The organism is Variovorax sp. CAN15, from assembly GCF_030462475.1.
In the GTDB taxonomy this organism is placed as follows: Bacteria; Pseudomonadota; Gammaproteobacteria; order Burkholderiales; family Burkholderiaceae_C; genus Variovorax.
Genome location: NZ_JASMRZ010000022.1, coordinates 1 through 26,364, shown reverse-complemented (window position 1 = coordinate 26,364; position 26,364 = coordinate 1). Strand labels below are relative to the sequence as shown.

The window sequence follows — 26,364 nt, the reverse complement described above, 5'->3', positions numbered from 1 at the left end:
AGCATCGGTGCCTGCCCCGTTTTTTTGTAGCAATCCATGTCGTCCAATTCGCCCACGAGCGCCACTTCTTCCGCTTCCCCTCCTTCCTCCAACACCCTGCGCACCGACGCCAAGCTGATCGGGCTGGTCGGCCTGGCCCACGCGGTCAGCCACTTCAGCCAGCTCATCCTGGCGCCGCTGTTTCCGTGGCTGAAGGACGCGTTCAACGTGAGCTATGTCGAGCTGGGCGCGGTGCTCACGGTGTTCTTCGTGGTCTCGTGCATCGTGCAGGCGGCCTCCGGCTTCATCGTCGACAAGCTCGGCCCCCGGCCGGTGCTGTTCGTGGGACTCGGGGCGCTGGGGCTGGCGGCTTTCGGCTATGCGCTGGCGCAGAGCTACTGGATGCTGCTGCTGTGCGCGGTGGTAGGCGGCATCGGCAACGGCGTGTTCCACCCGGTGGACTACACGCTCTTCAACCGCAAGGTCGCGCCGACGCGCCTGGGCCACGCCTACAGCGTGCACGGCATCACCGGCAGCCTGGGCTGGGCGCTGGCACCGGCCTTCGTGGTGCCTATCGCCATTGCCTTCTCGTGGCGCGTGGCGCTGGCGTCGGCCGGGGTCGTGGCCCTCGTGGTGCTGCTGGTGCTGTGGATCTACCGCAGCGCGCTGTCGCTCGACGCGGCGGCCGTGCACAAGGCCACCGGGCAGGGCGAGGCCTCGCACTCCGGCGGCGAGTTCGACTTCCTGCGCATTCCGGCCGTGTGGATGTGCTTCGGTTTCTTCTTCTTCTATGCCGCCGTCATCAGCGTGGTGCAGACCTTCGCGCCCGTGGCCGCAGGGCACCTGCACGCGGTGCCGGTGGCGCTGGTGGCCGTGTGCCTCACGGTCTACATGGTGGCGAGCGCGGCGGGCATGGTGGTGGGCGGTTTCCTTGCTTCCGATCCGTCGCGCTGCGAGCGCATCGTGGGTGTGGGCTTCGGCCTGGCGGCCGCATTGGCCCTGCTGCTGGCCTTTGCCGACTTTCCGCCGATCGTCGTGCCGGCGCTCTTCGGGGCGATGGGGTTCGTCTCCGGCGTGGCCGGGCCGTCACGCGACCTGCTGGTGAAGAAGTCGACGCCGCCCAATGCCACCGGGCGCGTCTACGGCGTGGTCTACGCCGGCCTCGACATCGGACAGGCCGTGGCGCCGCTGGTGTTCGGCCGGCTGATGGACCACGGCCAATACACCAGCGTGATCGTGGGCCTGGCGCTGGTGCAGGGCGTGCTCATCGCCAGTGCGTTCAATGTGCGCCGCGTGCGGCGCACGGCGCTCGTGCCTGCCTGACGGCCCCGGTCGTCCAGGAACGCCGGCCCATATCACCGGCCGCATGCAGCCCTGTATGTCCATGTGATACCGGCGGGTTCTCCAAGACCATTCCCACGCTGTGATTCACGTTGACGTTGCGCGGATTCCAGCGGGATGCACAGCGGGCCGTGCTCCAGAATTCCGCCGGTTCTGCCTTGCTGGCGAGTGGCCGAGGGGTTCTTGCCTCGCGGGACACGGCAGGACCCTGGCTTCGAAAAGCAAACCCTCGACCAGGGTAGATAACAGGCGCCCAAAAGCCGATCCCGCGGCAGCGGCACAATAACCCCCTAAAGCGGCACCCAGCCGCCCCTGGAGCCCCGAATACCATGAAAGCAACCTGGAACGGCGTAACCATCGCCGAAAGCGACGACACGGTCCTCGTCGAAGGCAACCACTACTTCCCGATGGGTTCGCTCAACCGAGACTTCGTCACCTTCAGCAATCACAAGACCACCTGCCCCTGGAAGGGCACCGCGAGCTACTACTCGCTCCTGGTCAACGGCGAACTCAACACCGACGCCGCCTGGTATTACGCCGATCCGAAGCCCGAAGCCGAAGAGATCCGCGACCGCGTCGCGTTCTGGAAGGACGTGAAGGTCAGCGCGCAGTGACCACGGCTGCATTCGCTCCCCCGTTCATTTCGCCGGCCGAACTGCCCGCCGCGCTGCGCGAGCAGGGATATGCGGTGCTGAGCCCCCAGGGCGTCAGCGAATGGCTGGGCGCTCCGATCTCGCAACTGGAGGCGTTGCATGCCGACTGGAACGATCTTCCTCCCGACGACTACCTGAAGGACGGCGGGCGCTACCGCACCCGCCGCCATGCCTGTTTCACGGTCGAGGGCGACGAGCAGGCCACGCTCGCGCAGGTGCCGCATCGCGCGCACTGGCAGCCGGTGGAATACAACGCGCTGCACGGCGGCATGCAGCGCTGGTTCGCGCCGATGCTCGACGCCACCATTGCGCAGCCGGTGTGGCATCGGCTGCTGCGGCAGCTCGGCAAGGCCAGCAGCGAGATGCGCGGCGCGCAGCAGCGCTGGTACGTGGAGGCGCATCAGTTCCGCATCGACACCGCCGGCGGAATCGGCCGGCCAACGCCCGAGGGCGCGCACCGGGATGGTGTGGATCTGGTGGCGGTGGCGCTCGTGGGGCGGCACGGCATCAAGGGCGGTGAGACGCGCGTGTTCGAGGCCGACGGCAGGCGCGGCGAGCGCTTCACGATGACCGAGCCGTGGACGCTGCTGCTGCTCGACGACGCGCGCGTGATCCACGAGTCGACGCCGATCCAGCCGCTCGAAGAGGGTGGCGAAGGCTGGCGCGACACGCTGGTGATCACCTGCCGGGCCGAGGGTTTCCAGGGAGCCTGAACCGGCGCGTCGGCGGGGCAGTCCTACAGCCCGCGGCGCGCAACAGCGGTTAAATTCGGGGCCCCGGTCCGATATGGATCGAGTCTGTCTGCGAACGAAAGCGAGGTCCCGCCATGTTCAATCACATCCTGGTTCCGATCGACGGCTCCGAAACTTCCATGCTCGCCGTCAGCAAGGCCAGCGGCCTCGCGCTGGCCTTCGGTAGCCGCATCACGCTGATTCACGTGATCGACAACTATCCCTTCATCGGCGTGGGCGCGGACTACGCGCTCGGCCAGAACGAATACCTCGCGGCGGCCACCGCCAGTGCCAATGCCGCACTGGCGCGCGGCGTGGCGGCGCTCGCTGCGGAAGGCCTGCACAGCGACCAGCGCGTGATCGACGGCCACGTGGTGCACGAGGGCATCGTCGACACGGCCATCGCCATCGCGGCCGACCTGATCGTCATGGGTTCGCACGGCCGCAGCGGCATCGAAAAACTGCTGCTGGGCAGCGTGACGCAGCGCGTGCTGCAGGACGCGAACATGCCCGTGCTGGTCGTCAAGGGCGGCTGAGCGGCAGCGGCGGCAACAACGCAAATCGCGGCGTCCGTAGCGCGATCGAGCATCGATCGAAAGGGCGGTCGGGAAGTCAGGCGGCGGCGAAGCCGGAAGGCCGCTCGAAGCGAAGCTCTTTTCCCGTCCCCGGATGCGCGAACCCCAGCTCGCTGGCATGCAGCATCAGGCGCGGCGCACGTGCCTGCAGCGCGGCATCGCCGTACAGCGCATCGCCCAATATCGGATGGCCGATCGACATCAGGTGCACCCGCAGCTGATGCGAGCGGCCCGTCAGGGGCTCCAGCAGCACGTGCGTGGAGGCGGGCTCTCCGGCCAGCACCGAGACGGCTTTCCACCGGGTGAGGCTGGGCTTGCCCTGCGGATCGATCTTCTGCAGCGGGCGGCGCGGCCAGTCGGCGATCAGGGGCGCGTCGATCAGCGACCAATCCTCCCGCAGCGGCATCGCGCCATCGACGATGGCTTCGTAGCGCTTGTGCACCGCGCGGTCGGCAAAGGCCGCGCTCAGCGCGCGCTGCATCTCGATGCCCCGCGCCATCACCACCAGTCCGCTGGTGGCCATGTCGAGCCGGTGCACGATCAGCGCGTCGGGCCACTGACGCATGGCGCGCGCGCTCAGGCAGTCCTGCTTGTCCTCGCCGCGGCCCGGTACGCAGAGCAGTCCGGCGGGCTTGTCGAGCACCAGCAGGTACGGGTCTTCGTGAACGGGTTGCAGCGGCGGCGGGGCGGTCATGGGTGCCGTCGAGTGTAGACAGGGCCTCGGCAGCCCGTTGGCGGCCCTCACGCCCCGCTCATCCGGCCTCGGCTATCCTCGGACGAATGTCCGGCCCCGCCCCAGCCTCCGCTTCCTCTTCCCCCGACGCCCAGGCTGCTTCGCCGGCCGCGGCGCTTTCTCCTCCCAGTTTTTCCGACCTGACGCGCGAGCGCCCCTTCATGCAGATGTGGACGGCGCGCCTCTTCGGTACGGCCGCCTCGCAGATGCTGCTGGTGGCCATCGGCTGGCACATGTACGAGCTCACCGGCAGCGCCTGGGACCTGGGCCTGGTCGGCCTCTACCAGTTCGTGCCCGCGCTGCTGCTGGCGCTGCTGGCCGGCCACGTGGTCGACCGCCACCATCGCGGGCGCATCGTGGCGGCCTGCTTCGCGGTGCAGGGGCTGGTGGCGCTGGTACTGCTGCTGGCGGTGGTCGAAAAGCACGACACGCGCGGCCTGCTGCTGGGCCTGTCCCTGGTGCTGGGCGCGGTGCGGGCCTTCCAGATGCCGGCGCAGCAGGCGCTGACGCCGCTGCTGGTGCCGCCCACCATGCTGTCGCGCGCGATGGCCTTCAGTTCGGCGGGCATGCAGGGCGCGATCATCGGCGGACCGGCCCTTGGCGGGCTGCTGTTCGTGGCGGGCATGGCGGTGGTCTACGGCGCCAGCGTGGCTTTCTTCGCGCTGGCCTGCGCCCTGGTGCTGCGGCTTCGCTATGCCTACAAGCCGGCCGCGCGCGAGCCGGTGACACTGTCCACGGTGTTCGCGGGCGTCGATTTCATCTGGAAGCGCAAGCCGGTGCTCGGCGCCGTCTCGCTCGACCTGTTCGCGGTGCTGCTGGGCGGCGCGGTGGCGCTGCTGCCGATCTATGCCAAGGACATCCTGCACACCGGCCCCTGGGGCCTGGGCCTGCTGCGCAGCGCACCGGCGGTGGGCGCGCTGGTGATGTCCATCGCGCTCACGCGGCGGCCGGTGGAGCGCCACGTGGGCCGCACGCTGCTGCTGGCCATCGGGCTTTTCGGGCTGTGCATGGTGGTGTTCGGCATATCGAAGAGCTTCGTCGTCTCGCTGATCGCGCTCGCGGTCTCGGGCGGCGCAGACATGGTCAACGTGGTGATCCGCCAGACGCTGGTGCAGCTCGAAACGCCCGACGCCATGCGCGGGCGGGTGAGCGCGGTCAACTCGATCTTCATCGGCGCGAGCAACCAGCTCGGCGAGTTCGAGTCGGGCGCCACGGCGGCGCTGCTGGGGCCGGTCGGCTCGGTGGTGGTGGGCGGCGTGGGCACGATGCTGGTCGCGCTGACCTGGTTCAAGCTGTTCCCGTCGCTGGCGCAGCGCGACCGGCTGGTGGTGGCGGCGCCTTCGGTCAGGCCGCCCGGCTGACGGTCAATCGGCGAACAGGGGGCGTGCGCCGGGCACTTCGAGCGTGAGGTCGCCCAGCGCCTGCGCCACACAGGGCAGGATCCAGCCCTCGGCCTTTTCCTCGGCGCTCAGGCCGGGCCATTCGATGATGTGGCGGGTTTCGCCCGCGAGCCGCAGGCAGATGCAGGTGCGGCAGGTGCCGTTGCGGCACGAACTCGGCAGCTCGATGCCGGCGGCCTCGGCGGCTTTCAGCAGGGTGGTTTCGGCGTCGGTCTCGAAGTCGAGGCCCGAAGGCTCGATCCTGACCTTCATGGCTGCTGTTGCTGTTGCTGCTGCTGCTGCTCGCGGCGTTGCTCGCGCAGCATGAAGAGGTAGAGGCTCTCGACCTTCTCGCGTGCCCACGGCGTCTTGCGCAGGAACTTGAGGCTCGATTTCACGCTCGGGTCGAGTGTGAAGCAGCGGATGGGCACGAGTTCGCTGAGGTGTTCCCATCCGTAGTAGTCCGCCAGCGCCGTGACGATCGCTTCCAGCGTGACCCCGTGCAGCGGATTGCGCGGCTGGGCCCTTGGGGCATCCGGGGCCCCGGGGGCGGGCGCTGGCGCTTCGTTCGTCACTTGTTCTTGAGCTTGCCGCGGGGAATGACTGCCGTCGTGATCGTGCGGACCGGCTCGATGCTGCCAGTGCCCACAGGCTTGGGCGGCGAGGTGTCCTTCTTCGGTTTCTTCGCTTCCTTGGTGCTGCGTTGCTGACCCTTGGCCATGTCGGTTTCTCCTGTAGTTGAGGCGGATGCGGCCAGCAGTTTAGCGGTGCGGCGACAATACGCGGTTCCATCCGATTTCCCGCATCCATGTCAGATTACGAAGTTCGCCCCGCGACCCTGCGCGACGCCAAGGCCGTCGCAGAAATCCACGCACTCTCCGTCAAGGCCGCCTACGAAGGCATCCTTCCCGAGGAAGAACTGCGCGCCCTGGCCCCGGCCTCGCGCGAAGCCAAGTGGCGCGAGGCCATCGAATACAGCGAACCCCAGGTCCACGTGGTGGTGCAAGGCAGCGAGGTTGTCGGCTTCGTGGGCTTCGACCGCTCGCGCGACCCCAAGACCCCGCCGACCACCGGCGAGATCTGGGCCATCTACGTCAAGCCCGAGCACTGGGGCAAGGGCGCCGGCGTGGCGCTCTGGGACGCCGCCCGCGAAGGTCTCGAGGAAGAGGGCTGCACCACGGTCACCATCTGGGTGCCGATCCGCAACGACCGCGCCATGCGCTTCCACGAACTCGCGGGCTTCAAGCGCGAGATGAAGACCGCCAAGACCACCGCCATCGGCACCGTGCGCATCGAGGAGATCCGCCTCAAGCGCAACGTGGCCTGAGCCGACGGCGCATCCATGGACGCCACCGGCAGTTCGTCTTCCCTCGGCCACGCCGCGCGCGTGCGTTCGCACCAGCGCCGCACGGCCGCCGTGCAGTGGATCCGCCGCACCCACGGCTGGTTCGGCCTCTGGGGCGCGGTGCTGGGGCTGCTGTTCGGCTTCAGCGGCATCTGGCTCAACCACCGCAACGTGCTGAAGCTGCCGCAGGCCCAGGAGCGCACCCGCGCCCAGCTGGCGCTGCCCGAACCCGTGCCGGAAACGCCCGAGGCCATGGGCCGCTGGCTGCAGGAGTCGCTGCGCATGAGCGGCCCGCCCAACTCCAGCCGCATCGAGCCCGCCAAGCCCGTCGCATGGGCCGACAAGAGCGACAAGAGCGCCCCCGCGCTCACCCAGCCGGCGCACTGGATCTTCAATTTCGGCGGGCCCGACGAGATCGTGCAGGCCGAGTACTGGCAGGGCAACCGCTCGGTGGGCGTGACCACCACGCACAACGGTTTCGTCGCCACGCTCACCAGCATGCACAAGGGCGGCGGCATGCCGCTGCCGTGGATCCTGCTGGTCGACACGCTGGCCGGCAGCCTGATCTTCCTGTCGATCTCGGGCGTGGTGCTGTGGATGCTCACGCACCGGCGCCGCCGCGTGGGCCTGGCGCTGTTCGGCGCCTCGCTTGCGGCCGTGCTGGCCATTGCGCTGAGCGCGCTCTGAGCACGCCTTCCTTGTTCTTCAGGGCGTCTGCGTACGGGTATTGCAGGGGCGCATAGCGGCTGCGGATAAGCTCGCCGCTTCTTTTTCTTTCAGCCTGAATCCTGCCCATGGCCTCCAGCCTGCTCCTGCTGCTCGACGACATCGCGACCGTTCTCGACGACGTCTCGGTCCTCACCAAAGTAGCCGCCAAGAAGACGGCCGGCGTCCTGGGCGACGACCTCGCGCTCAACGCGCAGCAGGTCACCGGCGTGAAGGCCGACCGCGAGATCCCGGTGGTGTGGGCCGTGTGCAAGGGCTCCTTCGTCAACAAGGCCATCCTCGTGCCGGCGGCGCTGGCCATCGGCACCTGGCTGCCCTGGCTGGTGACGCCGCTGCTGATGATCGGCGGCGCATTCCTCTGCTTCGAGGGCGCCGAGAAGCTGGCGCACAAGTTCCTGCACAAGAACGAACACGACACCGACACGCAACGCCACGAGAAGGCCATGGCCGACGCCTCCGTCGACGTGGTCGCGATGGAGAAGGACAAGATCAAGGGCGCGGTGCGCACCGACTTCATCCTCTCGGCGGAAATCATCGCCATCACGCTGGGCACCGTGCAGGGCCAGCCCTTCACCACGCAATTGACCGTGCTGGTGGGCATCGCGCTCATCATGACCGCCGGTGTCTACGGCCTCGTGGCCGGCATCGTGAAGCTCGACGACGCGGGTCTCTACCTGAGCCAGCGCGCAAGCTCTGGCGCACGGGCCCTGGGCGGGGGCATCCTGGCCGCGGCGCCGTGGCTCATGAAGGCACTGTCGGTGGCCGGCACGGCCGCGATGTTCCTCGTGGGCGGCGGCATCCTGGTGCACGGCGTGCCGGCGCTGGGCCATGCGGTCGAGGACTGGGCCAAGGCCACGGGCGGCGTGTTCGGCACGCTGGGTTCGATGGGCGTGAATGCCGGCGTGGGCGTCGTGGCCGGCGCCATCGTGCTGGCCGTTGTGGAACTGGTCGGCAAGATGCGCGGGAAGAAGGCCTGACCGGGCCCGCTCCTTCAGACGAAACCCGCCGCGAGGCGGGTTTTTTGTTTCTTACTTACTGGCGGTTCCTGCCGAGCTTCACCAGCTCGACCACGATCAGTACGACGCCCAGAACCAATGCGAACCAGCCCACCAGATAGGCCCCCGCCACCATCTCGAACCAGCGCGTGCCCTGCAGGAAGCGCGGCCCCAGCAGGACGGCGGCGCCGATCACGAGGCAGAGGATGCCGCGCTCGAGCGTGCGGAGTTGTCGTTTGGGCTGAGCCATGGGTCTTCGTTCTTTCGGGGAAATGCTGATCTGTCAGTGCGTCATTTTCCCGCGCATCGCGGCCGGATGGCCCTGCAGCTGGAACGATTTGCCGGTTGGCACCAGCGTGTCGCCGTCGAGCCGCAGGATCGTGATGTCCCGGTCGATGAAGTTGCCCACGTACAGGTACTTCCCATCGGCACTCCACACCGCCCCCTCCGGCAGCCCGCGCACCACCACCTCGTTGGCCCGAGTGATCTTCTTGCCGTCGATCTTCAGCAGCACCACCGAGCCGTTGCGGTTGTAGAAGTAGGCGTTCTTCGCCGCGTTGCTGCCACGCAGGATCACCGCCACCGCATGCTTGCCGGTCGGGCTCACGGCCAGTCCCTCGGGGCCGTCGCCGACCACCACCTTGTCGATCACGCGCGGCGGCGCGGCTTCCATGTCGATCACGCTGACCGTGTCGACCTGGCCGTCGGAGGCGCCCGAGTTGCCGTTGTCGGCCGTGAGCGCGAGCTTGCCATCGGGCGTCACGTCGACGTTGTAGGGCCACAGGCCCGCTGCGAGGTCGACCTTGCTGTAGCTGACTTTCTCGCCGTTCACCTCGAGCAGCGCGATCTTGTGGCTCGGGAACTTGGCCGCCAGCGCGCGCTTGCCGTCGGGCGTGAAGCGCACGTGCGCCACCGAGTCGCCCATGGCCACGGTGTCGACCAGCGTGACCTTCTTGCCCGAGATGCGCAGCACGCTCACCGAGTTGTCGGCGCGGTTGGCCACCAGCGCGAGGTCGCCAGTGCGGTTGATCGACAGGCCCGAGGGCTGCTTGCCCACCTGCAGCGTGTCGAGCAGCTTGGGCGGCGTGGTGGTCAGGTCGATCACGAAGAGCCGGTTGTCGGGCACCTGCTTGCGTACGCCGTTCTCCTCGACCACGTTGAGCGAATTGGCGACCAGCGCCAGCGTTTCGCCGGGCGTGATCGCGAGATTGGTCGGCGGGCCGGCGATGGTGTTGTCCAGCTGCAGCGTGCCGAGCACCTTGGGCGCCAGCGGATCGGTGCCGATGTCCAGTACCTGCACCGTGTCGCGGCCCATCGGCCCGAGGATCACCGCGCCGGCATCGTTCCACGACTGTTTTTCGTCGTTGGCGACCAGCATCAGCTGGCGTTGGGGCACGGTGGGGGTGAGGTTCGCGCAGCCCGAGACGAGCGCAAGGGCAGCGGCCGCGAGCGCCGCGACGGGAGCAAGGCGGAACTTCATGGTGTGTCTCCGGTGTGTGTTGTTGTGAGCGCGCATGGTAGCGAAGGGGCGGCCGGCACAATCGGCCGGTCGATCCAACCGCCGGAACAGCCCATGACCATCGAGATCCCGAAAGAAGCCCGCCAGCAGGCCGTCACCTCCATCGAGCGCTACTTCCGCGAGAACATGGAGGAGCCCATCGGCAACATCGCGGCCGGCGCGTTGCTGGGCTTCTTCCTCGAGGAGATCGGGCCGCTGGTCTACAACCGGGCGGTGGCCGAGGTGCAGGAGCGGCTGCAGGCGCGCATCTCCGAAATCGACCTGGAGGTGCACGAGGACGAGTTCCAGTACTGGCGCAAATTCGACAAGCAGAAGAAGGGCCGCTAGCAAAGTCGGACGGCGTAGCGCCCACGCATCGCGGCGGGTTCAGAAATGCTTCAAAACGTTGCAGAATTCGAGCCCATGCCCTTCAACCGCACCTCCCGACGCCGCGCAGCTTCCCCCGTTCTGCGCGCCTTGGCGGCCTTGCCCCTCGTGCTCGCCGCTTCCTTCGCCACCGCACAGCAGGACCCGTCGGGCTTTCCGCTCGACTCGGTCGGCTACCTGAACGAGGAGCTGCCTCGCATGGAGGCGGCCATCGCCGCGAAGGACCGCAGTTTTTTCCACGGCGCGATGGTCCGCACGGTTCAGTTCGCGGAGCGCTGGGGCTTCAAGAGCAAGGCCAATCCCGAGCTGGCCGCGTACCCGATGTGCACGGCGGCGGTGATGGACTACGCTGTGGTCGGCATGTGCCGGCTCGCGCCGTCCGACGAGTGCGAGCCCGGGCTGGCCTCGCGCTTCGACGCGAACGTGCAGCGCTGCCGCGAGCTGGCCGCGAAAAAATAGCTGAAGGAGACACCCGCGATGGACTACGCCGCCCGCTACAAGACCCTCGCCATCGAGCGCCGCGGCGCGAACGGCGCGGTGCTCGACATCCGGATGCTGGCGGCCAACGGCAAGCTGCCCACGGCGGGCCATGACGGGCATCGCGAGCTCGCGGAGATCTGGCGCGACGTATCGGCCGACGACAGCGTGCGCTGCGCGGTGCTGCGAGGCGAAGGGCAGGGCTTCTCGGGCGGAGGCGACCTGGCCATGGTGCAGGACATGACCACCGACGACGCGGTGCGCCAGCGCGTGTGGCGCGAGGCGCGCGACCTCGTCTACAACATCATCAACTGCGACAAGCCCATCGTGAGCGCCATGCACGGTCCGGCGGTGGGCGCGGGCCTGGTGGCCGGACTGCTGGCCGACATCTCCATCGCCACGAAGAACGCGAAGATCGTCGACGGCCACACCCGCCTGGGCGTGGCGGCCGGCGACCACGCGGCCATCGTCTGGCCGCTCCTGTGCGGCATGGCCAAGGCCAAGTACCACCTGCTGCTGTGCGAGCCGGTGAGCGGCGAGGAGGCCGAACGCATCGGCCTCGTGTCGCTCGCGGTGGAAGAGGCCGAGCTGCTGCCGCGCGCCTACGAGGTGGCCGACCGGCTCGCGGCCGGCAGCCAGAGCGCGATCCGCTTCACCAAGTACGCGCTGAACAACTGGCTGCGGCAGGCCGGCCCGACCTTCGACGCTTCTTTGGCGCTCGAATTCATGGGCTTCGCGGGAGCCGATGTGCGCGAGGGCGTCGCGTCGCTGCGCGAGAAGCGCGCGCCCAACTTCGGCTGAGGGTCAGCTCGCTTTCAACCCCTGCAGCGTCTGCAGCAGCACCACCCGCGTCTGCCCGAGGATCATCCCCTTCCACTCGTCGTTGTCGCAATAGAAGCCGTCGCGCAGCCGCGTGCGGATCTCGCGCTTCTGCGCTTCCGGCGCTTCGGGGTGGCGGCGCAGCCAGGTGTCGGCGCGCAGGCGGTCGAGCACTTCCAGGTCGGGCAGGGTGCCGAATTCGAGGCCCATGGGCGCGATCTTCGCGTTGGGGCATTCGTCGTACGCGGTGGAGATCACCGGGCCCGACACGTCGGCCGAGGCAGAGTCGCCGGCGAAGGGCGCGAACACGTCGGCGCCCCACCATTCGTGGGCCCGCGCCAGGTCTTCGGGCGTGTTGCGGCCGGGGTAGATCTTCTCGCCGTGGCCGTAGGGGCCCAGGCCGGTGTGCACGTCGATCCAGCCCAGGTGCGTGGCCGAGGCGGCGTACTTGCGCAGGATCTTGCGGATGGTCTTGTTGCTCCACGAAGGCGCGGTGCCGCCGTAGAACAGGCCGTCGGGCGAGGTGTACTGGCCGCGCGTCACGGCGGCGCGGAAGGCGCGCATGCCGTGCTTCGCCACGTAGGCGGCCACGGCCGCCTCGTCGGCGGGCGTCGGCGGCCAGGTGGCGGGCAGCACCAGCGGCTCGACGTCGGCGTACTCGGCATTCACCGGCAGCGGCGCGCTGAAGTCGATGTGGTTGCGGTTCAGGTCGATGTTGTCTTCGTTCGTGCGGTGCAGGTGCGAAAAGCCGTGCGGGTTGACCGCGTGCACCAGCAGCAGCGAGACGCCGGCCTGCTCCAGCCGCGAGAGCAGGTCCGCGTCGTTGAGCGTGGCGATCTGCGTGCCCGAGCCGCAGAAGCCTTCGGGGCCGTGCGTGCCCGAGCTCACGAGCAGCACTTTCTTCGCGTCGATGGCGCCGACGAGCGCGACGTCGGTGGCCAGCTCTTCGCCGAGCGCGCCCCTGTGCGCCTCCATCACGAAGGATTCGACGGCGGCACCGCGCTGCGCGGCGGCCTCCAGGAATTTGGCGCGGGCCTCGACATACGTCCCGGAGAAGAAGCGCGTGGCGGCGGTGGGTTGTGCTTGCATGGGGTGGGGACTCCTGTGCTTGGAATGGTGAGGAAGGCCGTCGCTCAGGCCGATGCCGCGTGGGCACCGGCGGCGTCGATGTCGCGGCCCGTATGGTCGCGCAGCCAGAGCAGGCCCAGCAGCGAGACCACCGTCATCGCCACCAGGTACCAGGCCGGCGCGAGCTTGCTGCCCGTGGCGTTGAGCAGCCAGGTGCTGATGAAGGGCGCGAAGCCGCCGAAGAGCGCCACGCCCACGCTGTACACCAGCGACATGCCGCTGGCGCGCACCGCCTTCGGGAACATCTCGGGCAGCATCGTGATGCCGGGCACCGTCTGGACGACCAGGCCGAAGCTGAACACGCCGAGCACCACGAACAGCACCGTGGGCGTGGGCGAGGCGTTGAGCCACAGAAAGCCGGGGTAGATCAGCAGGGCGAGCGCCACGCGGCTCCAGACGATCAGCGTCTTGCGGCCCACCACGTCCGACAGCTTGCCGACGAAGGGCGCGAAGGCGAAGGAGATCAGGCCGGTGAGCGCCGCGCCGAAGAGCGCCACCGAGGGCGTGAAGCCCAGCTCGCGCACGGCGTACGTCGGCATGTAGAAGGTCACGACATATGCGGCCGTGGTGCCGCCGACCAGCGAAAGAATGGCCGCCAGCACCGTCTTGCCGTGCTGCGTGCAGACGGTCTTCAGGCTGCTTTCGCGCGGCGCGGAGGCCTCCTGCGGCGAGATGTGCAGCGACTCCTCCAGATGGCGGCGGATGTACATGCCCACCGGCGCGATCAGCATGCCGATGACGAAGGGAATGCGCCAGCCCCAGCTCTGCATCGATTCGGCCGACAGCGTGAAGGTCAGCAGGCCCACCACGACGGCGCCGAGCATCACGCCCAGGCCCTGGCTCGCGAACTGCCAGCTCGCCATGTAGCCGCGGTTGGCCGGCGTGGCGTGCTCCACCAGCAGCGTGGTCGATGCGCCGACCTCGCCGCCGGCCGAGAAGCCCTGGATGAGCCGCGCCAGCACGATGACGATGGGGGCCGCCACGCCGATGGCCGCATAGGTGGGCGTGAAGGCGATCATGGCGCAGCCCAGCGCCATCAGGAAGATGGTGAGCGTCATGGCCTTCTTGCGGCCCGCGCGGTCGGCATACGCGCCGATGACGATGCCGCCCAGCGGCCGCATGATGAAGCCCACGCCGAAGCTGGCCACCGTCAGCAGCAGCTGGCCGTAGGAATTGAAGGTCGGGAAGAACAGCTTGCCGATCACGAGCGCCAGGAAGCCGTAGACGGTGAAGTCGAAGAACTCCAGCCCGTTGCCGATGGTGGTGGCCACGATGGTCTGGCGGCGGCGCCCGGGAGAAGAGGAGGACGGCGCGGGCCGGGTGCTTGGGGTGCTCATGTGTCTCCAGTGTTGGCTTTGCTTTCAGGAATGTCGGTCGAAGGTCTGCGCCCTGGCCGCGCCGGATGCTAGAGATTCGCCGCTGTCATGAAAAGACAATAATTGGGCTTCGAAGATAACTTTTGGTTTTCATGAAACCCAACCAGCTGCATGCCTTCGTGGCCGTGGTCGAGCAGTTGAGCATCCGGGCCGCCGCGCGGGTGCTGGGCATCTCGCAGCCGGCCGTCACCAAGATCGTGCGCGAGCTGGAGCGCGAGGTCGGCGCGCCGCTGGTGGAGCGCAGCGTCAAGGGCGTGCAGCTCACCGAGTTCGGCAAGGCCTTCGCGCCGCGCGCCCGGCTGCTGCTGGCCGACATGCAGCGCGCCCGCGACGAGATCGCGCAGATCCGCGACGGGCTCACCGGCAAGGTTTCGCTGGCCGTCAGCACCTCCTTCGCGCTCACGGTGCTGCCGGTGGCCTTCAAGGACTTCCATGCGCGGCTGCCTGCCGTCGACGTGCAGTTCAGCGAAACCGTGCTGCCCTGGATGCTGGCGCGCCTGCGCGAAGGCTCGCTCGACTTCGCGGTGGCGCACGTGGTGCCGGGCCGGCTCGATCCGCAGTTCGAGGCGATGGAGCTCTTTCCGGTGAAGCTGGTGGTGGGCCTGCGAGAGCGCCACCCGCTGCGCGCGAGCCGCTCGATCCGCGACCTCTACAAGGCCGAGTGGATCCTGCCGGGCGACGACCACTTCAGCGGCCGCGAGGCCGTCTCGCCGCTGCTGCCGCTGGGGCTGCCGCCGCCGGCCCGGGTGATCCAGGGGCAGTCGGTCACCGTGGCGCTGGCGCTGGTGGGGCAGATGGACCTGGTCGGCCTGTTCGTCGAGCCGCTGGCCACGCTGACCTTCAAGCGCCACGGCATCCGCCGCGTGGAGATCGAGGAAGAGCTGCCGATGCTCAGCGTGAGCGTCATCAAGCGGCGAGGGCAGTTGCTGACGCCGGCCGCGCAGCACTTCGTCGAATGCATCCAGCGGGCCTCGGCGGCGGCAGTGGCTGCCTAGCGTGCAGGAGGGAAGTCCACGCCGGCCTCGCCCGGCTTCCATGGCTCGTACTTGTGCATGGCGCGCTCGAAGAGCTCAGAGGCGGTCCAGTTCCGGAGCCAGGCTTGCAGATGCGGCCAGGGCTGTGCGTCGAACCATGCCGTGTCGACCATGGCGAACTGGCGCACGAAGGGCATGAGGGCGGCGTCGGCCAGCGTCGCGTGGTTGCCGGCCAGTTGCGGCGAGGCCGACAGCCGGGCCTCCAGATCGCGCAGGAAGGCAGCGCCACGCTCGCGCGCGGGTTCGCCGCCGTCCGAATGACGGTCGGGGTACTTGTAGCGGTCGAGCAGGGGCTTGAAGCCGTCGTCGCAGGCAGCGACCAGCCCGAGCATGTCCTGCAGCGTGCCCGTCGAGGGCTGGAGCCAGCCCTGCGGATCGCTGCGGCGCAGCGCCCACAGCATCACGTCGATGCTCTGTTCCAGCACCGTACCGTCTTCCGCGACCAGCACCGGCACCGTGCCCTTGGGCGAGGCCGTGAGCATGTCGGCCGGCTTGTTCTTCAGCGCCACCTCGCGCAGCTCGCACTGCTGGCCACTGGCGACCAGCGCGAGGCGGGCGCGCATCGCGTAAGGGCAGCGGCGGAACGAGTAGAGAACAGGCAGGGCGGAAGGCATTCGATTCGGACAGGCGAAGCGGCCGATTTTCGGACATGCCACGGCCGGTTTTTTCCAGACAATCGGGACCCATGGGCGAACGCCTCTTCCTCCGGCTCGACGACGACCCGCTGCACGGGCCGGAATCGGGCGTGCCCGCCGGCACGCTGAGCGCATTCGCGGTCGATGCCGCGCTGCGTGGGCATGTCTCCCACATCATGCTGTACCGCGAGAGCTTCGCCGACGGCCACGAGATGCGCGAACGGGTGCTGCCCGATGGCGCCGTGCGGCTGGTCTTCAACTTCGGCGATGCGCCCTGCGTCGGCGACGAGCAAGGGCAGGCGCTGGAAGCCATCGGCGCATCGACCGCGCCGGTCGTGGTGCGCATGCGGCGCAAGGTGGAGGGGCTGTCCGTCACCTTGCGCCCCGGTGCCGCAGCCGCGCTGCTGGGTCTGCCGGCCGGCGAGATCGGCGGCACTGCGGTGCACCTCGATGCGCTGTGGCGCGGCGAAGGCATGGAGCTGCTCGAGCGAATGACCGAAGCGCCGGACGACGCGGCGCGGGTGGCGATGCTGCAGGCCGTGCTGCAGCGCAGGCTTCGCGACAGCGACAACGCCGGCAACGCTATCGCGATACATGCCGCGAGGCTCATCGCCGGATCGGACGGGCGGCGCCCGCTGCGCGAGGTGGCGGCCGCCGTCGGCGTCGGCGAACGGCGGCTGCAGCAGCTCTTCCATGTCCATGTCGGGCTTTCACCGCGCGCCTGGAGCCGGCTCGCGCGCATGCACGGCTGCCTGCGCGCGCTGCGGCAGCAACCCTCGCCGGCCTGGGCCGAGGTGGCGCTGGAGGGGGGCTTCTACGACCAGTCGCATCTGGTCAACGAGTTCCGCGCGCTGTGCGGCGTCACGCCCGCCGAATTCCTCGACCGGGCGGTTTCGGTTTCTTCCAAGACGCCGGGCTGAACGCTGGCTATCTTGCCGGCTCTCTCAGGCAAAGAACGGATCGAAGGAGCCATCAGGATGAACAACGAGGAAAACAGGACCGCCCATCCGCTGAAGGGTTGCGTGGCGGTCGTGACCGGCGCGAGCCGTGGCGCGGGGCGCGGCATTGCGGTGGAGCTGGGCGCGGCCGGCGCCACCGTGTACGTCACCGGCCGCAGCACGCGCGCGCAGCCTGCCGCCACCTACGGCCAGCTGATGGCCCTGTCGGACCTGGCCGCGTTGCCGGGCAGCATCGACGATACCGCCGACGAGGTCACGCGCCTGGGCGGGCGCGGCATCGCGGTGCGCTGCGACCACACCAGCGAGCAAGACGTGGCCGCGCTCTTCGCCCGCGTGGAGCGCGACGCCGGCCGCATCGACCTGCTGGTGAACAACGCCTGGGGCGGCCACGAGACCTTCACCGGCGTGTTCGAGGCGCCGTTCTGGGAGCATCCGCTGTCGAACTGGGACTCGATGTTCGACCGCGGCGTGCGCAACCACCTGCTGGCCAGCCGCTGCGCCGCGCCGCTGATGGTGCGGCAGAAGAAGGGGCTGGTCGCCACCACCACCTTCTGGGACCGAGGCCACTATCTGCGCGGCAATCTCTTCTACGACCTCGCCAAGGCATCGATGACGCGGCTGGCCTTCGGCATGGCGCAGGAGCTGAAGCCGCACGGCGTCGCCTCGGTGGCGGTGTCGCCCGGCTGGATGCGCACCGAGTTCGTACTGGCCGGCCACAAGACCGACGAGGCGCACTGGCGGGAACGTCCCGAGCTTGCGCGTACCGAGTCGCCGCGCTACCTCGGGCGGGCGATAGCGGCGCTCGCTGCCGATGCGCGCGTGATGGACAAGAGCGGCGAGGTGCTGCGGGTGGCCGACCTCGCGCGCGAATACGGCTTCACCGACATCGACGGCCGTCAGGTCGCGGCCTTCGAGATGTAGCCGTTACCGGGCGTCGAGACCCCGCACGTCGATGCGGAAGCGCAGCTCCGGCGTGCCGCCGAGCCCGGGCAGCTTGACGAACTCCTCCACCAGCACGCCGCCGTTGGCGCGGATCACCTGTTGCGAGGCGATGTTGCCCGGGTCGGTAGTGATCTCCACGTGGTCGAGGCCTCTGGCGCGCGCCTCGGGCAGCAGGGCGCGCAGTGCGGCCTTGGCGTAGCCCCGGCCACCTTTCCAAGGCACCACGCCATAGCCGATGTGGCCGAGGCAGTAGACGGGCAGGTCGTTGGTGCCGGGCTGCCAGCGCAGCTGGATGCTGCCGCAGAACTCGCCGTCCCACATCCAGCGCCGGTAGCCCGGCAGGCGCGGCACGGTGCCGCCGTCGGGCGGCGCGACGGGCGGGCCCTTGGCTTGCGGGTCGACGAGGCTGGCGAGAAAGCGCGCGGGGTCGATGCGGATCTGCGCCAGTTCTTCCTGCCCGGCTTCGGGGCGGAGGTTGTTGGGCGACCAGCCGCGCTCCAGTGCCGCGATGTAGCTGGGGAGATGTTCCCGAGAGGGCCAGACGAGTTGCAGGGGCAGGGCGGAAACTTCGGTCATGGCGCCGATGGTAGGCGAAGGCTCCGGCACGGCATAAAACGCAACGCAGTTGCATTGGATTCATATAATGCAATCCTGTTGCATATATGGAGCCAACTCCCATGGCCGACCGCCTTCCTGTCACCGTGCTCTCCGGCTTCCTCGGCGCCGGCAAGACCACGCTGCTGAACCACATCCTCCACAACCGCGAAGGCCGGCGCGTCGCCGTCATCGTCAACGACATGAGCGAAGTCAACATCGACGCGGCCCTGGTGCGCGACGGCGGCGCTGAGCTCTCGCGCACCGACGAGAAGCTGGTGGAGATGAGCAACGGCTGCATCTGCTGCACCCTGCGCGAGGACCTGCTGGTGGAGGTGCGGCGCCTGGCGAAGGAAAAGCGCTTCGACCAGCTGGTGATCGAGTCCACCGGCATCTCCGAGCCCCTGCCGGTGGCCGAGACCTTCACCTTCGCGGGCGAGGACGGCAAGAGCCTCTCGGACGTGGCGCGGCTCGACACCATGGTGACGGTGGTCGACGCCTTCAACTTCCTGCGCGACTACGGCTCGCCCGACAGCCTGGGCCAGCGCGGGCAGTCGCTGGGCGACGAGGACACGCGCACGGTGGTCGACCTGCTGATCGAGCAGATCGAGTTCTGCGACGTGCTGGTGGTCAACAAGACCGACCTCGTCACGCCCGAGGAGCGCGAGCGGCTGATGGCGATATTGCGCAGCCTGAACCCGCGTGCGCGCATCGAGGTGTCGGAGTTCGGCCGCGTCGCGCTCGACCGCGTGCTCGACACCGGCCTCTTCGACTTCGAGCAGGCCGAGCAGGCGCCCGGCTGGCTGGCCGAGCTGCGCGGCGAGCATGTGCCGGAGAGCGAGGAGTACGGCATCCGCAGCTTCGTCTACCGCTCGCGGCTGCCGTTCCACCCGATGCGTTTCTGGAAGCTGGTGCAGAGCGAATGGGAGGGCGTGGTGCGCTCCAAGGGCTTCTTCTGGCTCGCCAGCCGCGCCACGCGCGCGGGCTCGTGGTCGCAGGCCGGCGGCGCGTGCCGCTACGGCGCGGCGGGTTTCTGGTGGGCGGCGGTGCCGCGCGAGCACTGGCCGACCGACCCTGATGCGCTGGAACTCATCCACAGGAACTGGGACCCGGCCACTGGCGATGCCCGCCAGGAGCTGGTGCTGATCGGCATCGGCATGGACGAAGACGCGCTGCGCGCCCGGCTCGACGCCTGCCTGCTCACGGAGGACGAGATGCGCTTCGGCGCCTCGTGGTGGCAGAACTTCCCGGACCCATTTCCCTCTTGGAACCAGTGAACTGATGTCTGCGCGGGAAATGCCGCGGAACCGGCTTTGCCGGGCCGCAGGCATTGCCCCCTGCAAGGGGGTTGGCGAAGCGACACGAAGTGCGCGCAGCCTGGGGGTTTGCCTTTATCTTGCGCAATCGCCGCAGGTGCCGTGGAGGGTCAATGCCGTGTGGCGCGTATCGATGCCCTGCTTGCGCAGCGCCCGCCCCAGCCGGCCCATCACTTTCGGCAGCTCCGGGTCGGAGGGCAGGGCCAGCACCTTGTGGCACTGGTCGCATTCGAAGGTGTTGCCCGACTCGGCTTCCACATGGCGCGAGAAGCGGTTGACCCGGTCGGCGCCCACGCGGCGGTCGCACAGGCCGGCCTCGACCAGCCGGTCGAGCACGCGGTAGACCGTGACCCGGTCGGGCGCCTCGCCGGTGGCGGCGGTGTAGGCAGCAGCCACTTCCTCGTGCGTCAGGGGCTGCGAGCTGTGCTCCAGGAGTTCGAGCACGGTCTGGGCGGCGCGCGTCACGCGCAGGCCGCTGTCGCGCAGCAGCGTTTCGCTGTCGAACGGGGCGGCGCGCGGGGGCTTCGGGTGCGAGGTCGGGGTCTTCATGCGGTCTTCTTGCGAAACGCCATTGTGTTGCATCCCGGGGCGGCGAGGGTAGGGCGGCGGAAATGACCTGCCCGGCTGTGTTGCGCAACCGGTGGGCGCGGCCGGCATCCTGGCGGTCGACGGGAGCGCTATGCGCAGATCGTGAAGGCCGTGGGCATCAGGGCCGAATAGCCGGACCTGTCCAGGTTCCGCCGAAGGAAGTAACGGCGGGGCTTTACATCGAAACCTTGTGCAAGTCGGTCTACCGGCCGTTTCCGCGGCTCGGGCGGCGCCGGGATGCGCTAAGGTCCGGGCATCCGCGTTCCTGAATACCTTCGCCCGACCATGTCCCGTCCCCCCATCGAGATCGAAACCGCCCCCAACCCCACCGCCACGGTGGTCCTGATGCACGGCCTCGGTGCCGACGGCAACGACTTCGTGCCCATTGCCGGCGAACTCGACCTCTCGGCCGTGGGGCCGGTGCGCTTCGTGTTCCCCAACGCGCCCGTCATGCCGGTGACCATCAACGGCGGCTACCAGATGCCGGCCTGGTACGACATCGCCCAGCCCGATCTGACCTCGGGAGAGGACGAAGCGGGCCTGCGCCGCTCGCAGGCGACCATCGAGGCCATCATCGCCAGCGAGAAGGCCCGTGGCATCGCTGCGGATCGCATCGTGGTGGCCGGCTTCTCCCAAGGCTGCGCGATGGCGCTGATGACCGGACTGCGCCACACCGAGCGGCTCGCCGGCATCGTCGGCCTCTCGGGCTACCTGCCGATCGCGGCCACCACCGCGGCCGAGCGCCACGCGGCCAACCACGAGACGCCGGTGTTCCTCGCCCACGGCCGGCAGGACCCGGTGGTGCCCTACGCGGCAGCCGTGCGCACGCGCGAGGCGCTCTCCGCGCTGGGCTACGCCGTCGAATGGCACGAATACGCCATGGCGCACTCGGTGTGCATGGAAGAAGTCGCCGACCTGAACCGCTTCCTGCTGCGGGTGCTCGGCTGAATCTGATCAACGCTCGCACGAAGGAGCCGAAAAATGATCCTCGTCATCGGCCACGCATTGGCCAAGCCCGACACCCTGCAGGCCATGCTCGCCATCAGCACCGAGCACGTGCTGCGCTCGCGCGCCGAGCCCGGCTGCATCTCGCATGAAGTCACGACCGACGTGCAGGAGCCGCTGCGCCTGACCTTCGTGGAGCGCTGGAGCGACATGGACGCGCTGCAGGCCCACTTCCGCGTGGACGCATCGCGCGCCTTCGCCAAGGCGCTCTCGGCCATGGCGGAGGGCACGCCGGAGATCCATGTCTACCGGTCGGAAGAGATTGACCTGTCGGCGGGCCGTTCCAAGGCCTGAATCGCGCCCGGAACGCTGGCAGCTATCAAAAACATAGCGCACAACAGGGTAGCCAGCCCCGGGATTCCCTGCACAAGCAGTGCCCGCTTGCCCGTGCTACCTTCCAGCCCCTCAGAAGATTGATGGGTCATAACAATATGAGCAACAGATTGCAGGAGAGGTTGGGTGCACTTTCAGCCGCACGACTGAAGGGCATGCGACGCGGTATCGAGAAGGAAAGCCTGCGTGCGCTGCCGGACGGCAAGCTTGCGCTGACGCCGCATCCGCTCGCACTGGGCTCCGCGCTCACGCATCCGCACATCACGACCGACTTCAGCGAATCGCAGCTCGAACTCATCACGGGCGTGCACGCGGACGTCGATTCGGCCATCGAAGAACTCACGCGGGTGCACCAGTTCACCTACCGCGTGCTCGACGGACTGGGCGACGAGCGCCTGTGGGTGTCGAGCATGCCCTGCGGCCTGCCGACCGACGAGACCATTCCGATCGGCCGCTATGGCTCGTCGAACGTGGGCCGCGCCAAGAGCGTCTACCGCATGGGCCTGAGCCACCGCTACGGCCGGCGCATGCAGACCATCTCGGGCATCCACTACAACTGGTCGCTGCCCGACGTTTCGAGCGAACAGTATTTCGCGCTCATCCGCAACTTCCGTCGCCAGGCTTTCCTGCTGCTGTACCTGTTCGGCGCCTCGCCGGCGCTGTGTTCGAGCTTCGTGGCGGGCCGCCCGCACGAGCTGCAGCCGCTGGGCGACGGCAGCATGTTCATGCCGCACGGCACCTCGCTGCGCATGGGCCGGCTGGGCTACCAGAGCGACGCGCAGGCCTCGCTGGCCGTGAGTTACAACAGCCTCGAAGGCTACGGCGCCTCGCTGCAGGACGCGCTCACCCGCCCGTGGCCGGCCTACGAGGCCATCGGCATCCGCAATCTCGGCGGCGACTACAACCAGCTCGGCACCAGCCTGCTGCAGATCGAGAACGAGTTCTACGGCACCATCCGCCCCAAGCGCGTCATCAACCCCGGCGAGCGCCCGCTGCATGCGCTGCGCGAGCGCGGCGTGGAATACGTCGAAGTGCGCCTGATGGACCTCGATCCCTTCGAGACCATCGGCATCAACGCGCAGACCATGCGCTTCATCGACGTGTTCCTGCTGCACTGCCTGCTGAGCGACAGCCCCGACGACACACCGCAGGAAATCGCCGACCTTGCTCAGAACCAGCACCTCACCGCCGCGCGTGGCCGCGAACCGGGCCTGAAGCTGCGGCGCAACGGCGCCGAAGTCACGCTCGCCGACTGGGGCCTGGAGCTGGTCGAGCAGTGCCTGCCCATCGCCGCCGCGCTCGACGCGGCGCAGGGCAGCGGCACAGCGCATGCCGACGCGGTGCGTGCCGCCGGCGCTGCGCTGCGCAACCCCGACAGCCTGCCCTCGGCCCGCGTGCTGGCGGCCATCGAGCAGGAGCATGCCAACTCCTTCGTCGGCTTCGTGCGCGCCCGCTCCGAGCAGACCCGCGCCACGCTGCTGGGCCTGCCGTTCTCGGCGGCGCAGCAGGCCGAGTTCGAGCAGATGACGGCCGAGTCCATCCAGGAACAGAAGCGCATCGAGGCGGCCGACACCATGCCCTTCGAGATCTACCGCGAGCAGTACGTCTCGCCCGCGCGCCTGGGCGTGCCGCGCAGCCGTACGGCAGTCGCCGCCTGAACGCCGCTGACACGCTGGCGACTGGGCTCGCCGCGCCGAAGCTGCCCCGCGGCCGCTTTCTGGGGTAAAACGCCACGCTGCCGCCCGGGCAAGGCAAGGCAAGCCCGGCGCGGCACCGAACAACGGCAACTCCCATGGAAGGCGACACAGAGACATGAGCAACGGCAGCAGCAACAGCAGCAACCTCGACTTCAAGGGCCGCGTGGCCATCGTGACCGGCGCGGGCGGCGGCCTGGGCCGCCAGCATGCGCTGGCGCTGGCCGCGCGCGGTGCGAAGGTGGTGGTCAACGACCTGGGCGGCGCGCGCGACGGCTCCGGCGGCTCGGTGAGCGCCGCGCAGGCGGTGGTCGACGAGATCAAGGCGGCCGGCGGCGAGGCGATTGCCAACGGCGCCTCGGTCACCGACTTCGAGGCAGTGCAGGCCATGGTCAAGCAGGCGGTCGATGCCTGGGGCCGCGTCGACATCCTCGTGAACAACGCCGGCATCCTGCGCGACAAGAGCTTCGCCAAGATGGACCTGGCCGACTTCAGGCTGGTGGTCGACGTGCACCTGATGGGCGCGGTGAACTGCACCAAGGCCGTCTGGGCGCTCATGAACGAGCAGAAGTACGGCCGCATCGTGATGACCACTTCTTCGTCGGGCCTGTACGGCAACTTCGGCCAGAGCAACTACGGCGCGGCCAAGCTCGCGCTGGTGGGCCTGATGCAGACGCTGAGCATCGAGGGCGCGAAGAACGACATTCGCGTGAACTGCCTGGCGCCCACGGCCGCCACCCGCATGACCGAGGACCTGTTTCCCAAGGAAATGCTCGAGGCCTTCCGCCCCGAGGCCGTGGTGCCCGCGATGCTGGTGCTGGCCGCGCAGGATGCGCCCAACCGCACCATCCTCTGCGCGGGCGCCGGCACTTTCGAAGCCGCGCACATCACGCTGACGCAGGGCGCCTGGCTGGGCATCGAGGCCGACACGCCCGAGCAGCTGGCGGCGCGCCTGTCGGAAGTGACCGACCGCGAAGGCGAGGCGGTGCCGCAAAGCGGTGCGGCCCAGGGCGCCAACGAAGTCGCCAAGGGCATGGCGAACGCCAGGCGGGGCTGATCACCGCCGACGTGTTCATGGCGCGCTTGACCTGGAGCGCACTCGAGCATTTCCAATGAATCCACCGGGCATCCGGTGCATTCAACCAAAGGAAACCAAGCCATGAACACGATCGAGAACAAGGCCATCGTCCAGCACATCCACGACGAGCTCGACAAGGGCAACGGCCAGCCCTTCGTCGAGAGCCTCGCCGACGACGCGAGCTGGAAGCTCGAAGGCAGCACCGCGTGGTCGCGCACCTACCAGGGCAAGAAGGCGATCCGAGAGGAGCTGCTGGACCCGCTCTTCGCCCAGTTCGCCGCGCCCTACAGGAGCAAGACCGAGCGAGTCATCGCCGAGGGCGACCGGGTGGTGGTGCTCTTCAGCGGCGACGTGCCCACCAAGGCCGGCAAGCGCTACAACAACCGCTATTGCTACGTCTACCGACTCGAAGGAGGCAAGGTGAAAGAGCTGACCGAATACTTCGACACCGCGCTGGTGCAGGAGGCGCTGCAGCCTCCGGCCGTCGTCCATGCCGGCTGAAAGAGGAACACCCTTCCACATCGGCGAGCTGGCCGCGCGCACCGGCCGCACGGTGCACGCCATCCGCTGGTACGAGACGCAGGGCCTCGTGCCCGGTGTGGTGCGCGACGAGGGCGGCCGGCGCCTTTACGTCGAGTTGCACGTCGGCTGGCTCGACCTGATGGAGCGGCTGCGCCGCACCGGCATGTCGATTGCCGAGATGCGCGAATACACCGCGCTGGCGCTGCAGGGCAAGACCACGCTGCGCGAGCGGCGCGACATGCTCGCCGCGCACCGCGAGCGCGTGAACGAGACGATCTCCGAATGGAAGAGGGCGCTGTCGCTGGTCGAGCGCAAGATCGACTTCTACGACGAGTGGATGGCCAGCGGGCATCGCCCGCCGCTCATCGCCGCGGAGGCTTCGGCCTCGCCCGGGAAGCGCAAGAGAGGCGCTACTCGGCGATGAAATTCGGGTCGGTGCGGATCGAACCCCTGTCCCGGTGGTTGTGAAGCCGCCCCAGCGTGTTCTCGATCAGGCGCTTGAGCTTGTCGGACGCGCCCCGGAATGCCTCGTCGAGGCTGGCCGCGTGCTGCGTCACCGCCAGCGGCTGGTGGTGCGCCAGGCGCGCCTCCATCACGCAGCACTTGTCGCCGCCGCCGGCCTTGTCGTGGTTCTCGTCGCTCAGGTGTATCTCGACGCGCGTCACGTCGTCGACGAAACGGCTCAGGTTCTGCTTGATCTCCGCGTCGGCCCAGCGCTCCAGCGCGTCCTTGTTGCTGATGCCGTTGCTCGTGTTGACCTGTATCTGCATGCAATATCCCCGCTGGATGGATGAACGAAAGCCCACTGTGCACCGTGCGGTGCCGGGCGGGCCGTAGGTCTGGTTCCTACCCGCGCGACGGGCAGGGTCGCCGATGGCGCGGACGCGGTCAGCTCTGGATGTAGGTGGTCAGCTGCTCGATGGTGGCTTCCTGGTCCGAGATGATGTCGTCCATCAGGTCCTGGATGGAGATCATGCCGACCACCTTGTCGCCGTCGACCACCGGCAGGTGGCGGAACTTGCGCTGGCTCATGAGCGCCATGCAGGCGCGGGTGCGGGTCTGCGGGGTGACGGTCATCACGTCGGGCGTCATGATCTCGCGCACCTTCATTTCCTTGGAGTTCTTGCCCTGCAGCGCGACCTTGCGGGTGTAGTCGCGCTCGGAGAGAAAACCCACCAGCCTGTCGCCGTCCATCACCATCAGCGCGCCCACCTCGAAGCGCGCCAGGATGGAGAGCGCGTCGAACACGCTGGTGTCGGGGGAAGTTCGCCATGCCGCGGAATCATGGCGCTTGAGCAGTTCGGAGACGGGTTTCATCGCGTGCAACTCCATGAAGGGTTTTCGATTCGACCGACGCTCAGGCGCCGCATTCGGTCAAATCATAGGGGTGATGCAAGACCGCGCGGCGCAAAAACCTCTAGGGGATTGCGCGTGTGTGCAAGGCACGCGCAATGCGCGAGAACTCAAGGCTGCGCGAAGTGCACGCCACGCTCGACGCGATGCTGGCCTATGCCGAGAAGGT

The 26,364-nt window shown here is 68.5% G+C and carries 34 protein-coding genes; 21 read left to right on the top strand and 13 right to left on the bottom strand.

What is annotated here, in order from left to right; translation table 11 throughout:
* Positions 1–36 precede the first annotated feature (36 nt).
* The 4 genes from QMO14_RS15990 to QMO14_RS15975 all read left to right on the top strand — a co-directional run bounded on the left by QMO14_RS15990 (position 37) and on the right by QMO14_RS15975 (position 3,240).
* On the top strand, positions 37–1,302 hold the full coding sequence (locus QMO14_RS15990) for an MFS transporter (protein WP_301508284.1): 1,266 nt from the start codon (positions 37–39) through the stop codon (positions 1,300–1,302).
* A gap of 347 nt (positions 1,303–1,649) precedes the next feature.
* Entirely contained in the window at positions 1,650–1,934 is a 285-nt protein-coding gene (locus tag QMO14_RS15985; RefSeq protein WP_301508283.1) for a DUF427 domain-containing protein, read from the top strand.
* Positions 1,931–2,686, top strand: a complete 756-nt coding sequence (locus tag QMO14_RS15980; protein WP_301508282.1) for a 2OG-Fe dioxygenase family protein — start codon at positions 1,931–1,933, stop codon at positions 2,684–2,686. The genes QMO14_RS15985 and QMO14_RS15980 overlap by 4 nt, the downstream gene beginning before the upstream one ends.
* A gap of 113 nt (positions 2,687–2,799) precedes the next feature.
* A complete protein-coding gene (locus tag QMO14_RS15975) occupies positions 2,800–3,240 on the top strand; it encodes a universal stress protein (protein WP_007833935.1) in 441 nt (146 codons plus the stop codon).
* 76 nt (positions 3,241–3,316) lie between these two features.
* Here QMO14_RS15975 and QMO14_RS15970 read toward each other — a convergent pair whose 3' ends face one another.
* The gene (locus QMO14_RS15970; protein WP_301508280.1) at positions 3,317–3,973 is read right to left on the bottom strand and encodes an RluA family pseudouridine synthase; all 657 of its coding nucleotides are present in this window, start codon (positions 3,971–3,973) and stop codon (positions 3,317–3,319) included.
* An 86-nt stretch (positions 3,974–4,059) separates the two neighbouring features.
* On the opposite strand from QMO14_RS15970, the gene QMO14_RS15965 reads away from it, so the two are divergent.
* Positions 4,060–5,373: an MFS transporter gene (locus QMO14_RS15965; RefSeq protein ID WP_301508278.1), complete on the top strand. Its 1,314-nt coding sequence runs from the start codon at positions 4,060–4,062 to the stop codon at positions 5,371–5,373.
* Positions 5,374–5,376: 3 nt separating this feature from the next.
* Here QMO14_RS15965 and QMO14_RS15960 read toward each other — a convergent pair whose 3' ends face one another.
* From QMO14_RS15960 to QMO14_RS15950, 3 genes are read right to left on the bottom strand one after another with little or no spacing between them, the layout of a single operon-like run.
* Positions 5,377–5,664: a 2Fe-2S iron-sulfur cluster-binding protein gene (locus QMO14_RS15960; RefSeq protein WP_301508277.1), complete on the bottom strand. Its 288-nt coding sequence runs from the start codon at positions 5,662–5,664 to the stop codon at positions 5,377–5,379.
* Positions 5,661–5,966 (bottom strand): VF530 family protein, encoded by a 306-nt coding sequence (locus QMO14_RS15955; RefSeq protein WP_301508275.1) that lies wholly within the window; start codon positions 5,964–5,966, stop codon positions 5,661–5,663. The genes QMO14_RS15960 and QMO14_RS15955 overlap by 4 nt, the downstream gene beginning before the upstream one ends.
* Positions 5,963–6,112 (bottom strand): hypothetical protein, encoded by a 150-nt coding sequence (locus QMO14_RS15950; protein ID WP_301508274.1) that lies wholly within the window; start codon positions 6,110–6,112, stop codon positions 5,963–5,965. Before QMO14_RS15950 ends, QMO14_RS15955 begins: the two co-directional genes overlap by 4 nt.
* 87 nt (positions 6,113–6,199) lie before the next feature.
* Between QMO14_RS15950 and QMO14_RS15945 the strand changes: the two genes are divergently transcribed.
* The 3 genes from QMO14_RS15945 (at position 6,200) to QMO14_RS15935 (ending at position 8,439) form a co-directional block, all read left to right on the top strand.
* Entirely contained in the window at positions 6,200–6,718 is a 519-nt protein-coding gene (locus tag QMO14_RS15945) for a GNAT family N-acetyltransferase (protein WP_126024170.1), read from the top strand.
* Between the two features lie 15 nt (positions 6,719–6,733).
* Entirely contained in the window at positions 6,734–7,423 is a 690-nt protein-coding gene (locus QMO14_RS15940) for a PepSY-associated TM helix domain-containing protein (protein WP_301508272.1), read from the top strand.
* A gap of 107 nt (positions 7,424–7,530) precedes the next feature.
* Positions 7,531–8,439, top strand: coding sequence for a DUF808 domain-containing protein (locus tag QMO14_RS15935; RefSeq protein ID WP_301508271.1), 909 nt, complete (start codon positions 7,531–7,533; stop codon positions 8,437–8,439).
* Positions 8,440–8,494: 55 nt separating this feature from the next.
* Here QMO14_RS15935 and QMO14_RS15930 read toward each other — a convergent pair whose 3' ends face one another.
* Positions 8,495–8,707, bottom strand: a complete 213-nt coding sequence (locus QMO14_RS15930; protein ID WP_301508270.1) for a hypothetical protein — start codon at positions 8,705–8,707, stop codon at positions 8,495–8,497.
* Between the two features lie 33 nt (positions 8,708–8,740).
* Positions 8,741–9,937, bottom strand: coding sequence for a YncE family protein (locus tag QMO14_RS15925; RefSeq protein ID WP_301508269.1), 1,197 nt, complete (start codon positions 9,935–9,937; stop codon positions 8,741–8,743).
* A gap of 93 nt (positions 9,938–10,030) precedes the next feature.
* Between QMO14_RS15925 and QMO14_RS15920 the strand changes: the two genes are divergently transcribed.
* The 3 genes from QMO14_RS15920 (at position 10,031) to QMO14_RS15910 (ending at position 11,620) form a co-directional block, all read left to right on the top strand.
* Positions 10,031–10,303 (top strand): DUF2164 domain-containing protein, encoded by a 273-nt coding sequence (locus tag QMO14_RS15920; protein WP_301508268.1) that lies wholly within the window; start codon positions 10,031–10,033, stop codon positions 10,301–10,303.
* Positions 10,304–10,378: 75 nt separating this feature from the next.
* Positions 10,379–10,801, top strand: coding sequence for a hypothetical protein (locus tag QMO14_RS15915; protein ID WP_301508266.1), 423 nt, complete (start codon positions 10,379–10,381; stop codon positions 10,799–10,801).
* Between the two features lie 18 nt (positions 10,802–10,819).
* Positions 10,820–11,620: an enoyl-CoA hydratase/isomerase family protein gene (locus QMO14_RS15910; protein WP_301508265.1), complete on the top strand. Its 801-nt coding sequence runs from the start codon at positions 10,820–10,822 to the stop codon at positions 11,618–11,620.
* 3 nt (positions 11,621–11,623) lie between these two features.
* Here the strand turns inward: QMO14_RS15910 and QMO14_RS15905 are convergent, their stop codons facing one another.
* Both QMO14_RS15905 and QMO14_RS15900 read right to left on the bottom strand, forming a co-directional pair.
* A complete protein-coding gene (locus tag QMO14_RS15905) occupies positions 11,624–12,727 on the bottom strand; it encodes a M14 family metallopeptidase (protein ID WP_301508264.1) in 1,104 nt (367 codons plus the stop codon).
* A gap of 44 nt (positions 12,728–12,771) precedes the next feature.
* Entirely contained in the window at positions 12,772–14,103 is a 1,332-nt protein-coding gene (locus QMO14_RS15900; RefSeq protein WP_301508263.1) for an MFS transporter, read from the bottom strand.
* Between the two features lie 131 nt (positions 14,104–14,234).
* Here QMO14_RS15900 and QMO14_RS15895 point away from each other — a divergent pair, with 131 nt between their 5' ends.
* Entirely contained in the window at positions 14,235–15,137 is a 903-nt protein-coding gene (locus QMO14_RS15895) for a LysR family transcriptional regulator (RefSeq protein WP_301508262.1), read from the top strand.
* On the opposite strand, the gene QMO14_RS15890 is transcribed toward QMO14_RS15895, so the two are convergent.
* Positions 15,134–15,790 carry a glutathione S-transferase gene (locus QMO14_RS15890; RefSeq protein WP_301508261.1) on the bottom strand — a complete coding sequence of 219 codons (657 nt, stop codon included), beginning with the start codon at positions 15,788–15,790 and terminating at the stop codon, positions 15,134–15,136. The genes QMO14_RS15895 and QMO14_RS15890 overlap by 4 nt on opposite strands.
* Before the next feature lie 71 nt (positions 15,791–15,861).
* On the opposite strand from QMO14_RS15890, the gene QMO14_RS15885 reads away from it, so the two are divergent.
* Both QMO14_RS15885 and QMO14_RS15880 read left to right on the top strand, forming a co-directional pair.
* A complete protein-coding gene (locus QMO14_RS15885) occupies positions 15,862–16,731 on the top strand; it encodes an AraC family transcriptional regulator (RefSeq protein ID WP_301508260.1) in 870 nt (289 codons plus the stop codon).
* A 57-nt stretch (positions 16,732–16,788) separates the two neighbouring features.
* Positions 16,789–17,691, top strand: a complete 903-nt coding sequence (locus QMO14_RS15880; RefSeq protein WP_301508259.1) for an SDR family NAD(P)-dependent oxidoreductase — start codon at positions 16,789–16,791, stop codon at positions 17,689–17,691.
* A gap of 3 nt (positions 17,692–17,694) precedes the next feature.
* Here QMO14_RS15880 and QMO14_RS15875 read toward each other — a convergent pair whose 3' ends face one another.
* Positions 17,695–18,288, bottom strand: coding sequence for a GNAT family N-acetyltransferase (locus tag QMO14_RS15875; protein ID WP_301508258.1), 594 nt, complete (start codon positions 18,286–18,288; stop codon positions 17,695–17,697).
* A 101-nt stretch (positions 18,289–18,389) separates the two neighbouring features.
* Here QMO14_RS15875 and zigA point away from each other — a divergent pair, with 101 nt between their 5' ends.
* Entirely contained in the window at positions 18,390–19,583 is a 1,194-nt protein-coding gene (gene zigA / locus QMO14_RS15870) for a zinc metallochaperone GTPase ZigA (RefSeq protein ID WP_301508256.1), read from the top strand.
* A gap of 114 nt (positions 19,584–19,697) precedes the next feature.
* Here zigA and QMO14_RS15865 read toward each other — a convergent pair whose 3' ends face one another.
* Positions 19,698–20,171, bottom strand: a complete 474-nt coding sequence (locus tag QMO14_RS15865; RefSeq protein WP_301508254.1) for a Fur family transcriptional regulator — start codon at positions 20,169–20,171, stop codon at positions 19,698–19,700.
* A gap of 324 nt (positions 20,172–20,495) precedes the next feature.
* Between QMO14_RS15865 and QMO14_RS15860 the strand changes: the two genes are divergently transcribed.
* The 6 genes from QMO14_RS15860 (at position 20,496) to QMO14_RS15835 (ending at position 25,266) form a co-directional block, all read left to right on the top strand.
* Positions 20,496–21,158, top strand: coding sequence for an alpha/beta hydrolase (locus QMO14_RS15860; RefSeq protein WP_301508253.1), 663 nt, complete (start codon positions 20,496–20,498; stop codon positions 21,156–21,158).
* A 33-nt stretch (positions 21,159–21,191) separates the two neighbouring features.
* Positions 21,192–21,509, top strand: a complete 318-nt coding sequence (locus QMO14_RS15855; RefSeq protein ID WP_301508252.1) for a putative quinol monooxygenase — start codon at positions 21,192–21,194, stop codon at positions 21,507–21,509.
* 137 nt (positions 21,510–21,646) lie between these two features.
* Positions 21,647–23,206 (top strand): glutamate--cysteine ligase, encoded by a 1,560-nt coding sequence (gene gshA, locus QMO14_RS15850; RefSeq protein WP_301508251.1) that lies wholly within the window; start codon positions 21,647–21,649, stop codon positions 23,204–23,206.
* Positions 23,207–23,360: 154 nt separating this feature from the next.
* Positions 23,361–24,299, top strand: coding sequence for an SDR family NAD(P)-dependent oxidoreductase (locus tag QMO14_RS15845; protein WP_301508250.1), 939 nt, complete (start codon positions 23,361–23,363; stop codon positions 24,297–24,299).
* 102 nt (positions 24,300–24,401) lie between these two features.
* The gene (locus QMO14_RS15840; RefSeq protein ID WP_301508249.1) at positions 24,402–24,821 is read left to right on the top strand and encodes a nuclear transport factor 2 family protein; all 420 of its coding nucleotides are present in this window, start codon (positions 24,402–24,404) and stop codon (positions 24,819–24,821) included.
* Entirely contained in the window at positions 24,811–25,266 is a 456-nt protein-coding gene (locus QMO14_RS15835) for a MerR family transcriptional regulator (protein WP_301508247.1), read from the top strand. Before QMO14_RS15840 ends, QMO14_RS15835 begins: the two co-directional genes overlap by 11 nt.
* Here QMO14_RS15835 and QMO14_RS15830 read toward each other — a convergent pair.
* Both QMO14_RS15830 and QMO14_RS15825 read right to left on the bottom strand, forming a co-directional pair.
* Positions 25,253–25,612 carry an HPF/RaiA family ribosome-associated protein gene (locus tag QMO14_RS15830; RefSeq protein WP_301508245.1) on the bottom strand — a complete coding sequence of 120 codons (360 nt, stop codon included), beginning with the start codon at positions 25,610–25,612 and terminating at the stop codon, positions 25,253–25,255. The genes QMO14_RS15835 and QMO14_RS15830 overlap by 14 nt on opposite strands.
* Before the next feature lie 118 nt (positions 25,613–25,730).
* Entirely contained in the window at positions 25,731–26,159 is a 429-nt protein-coding gene (locus tag QMO14_RS15825) for a CBS domain-containing protein (RefSeq protein ID WP_301508243.1), read from the bottom strand.
* Positions 26,160–26,364: the final 205 nt, after the last annotated feature.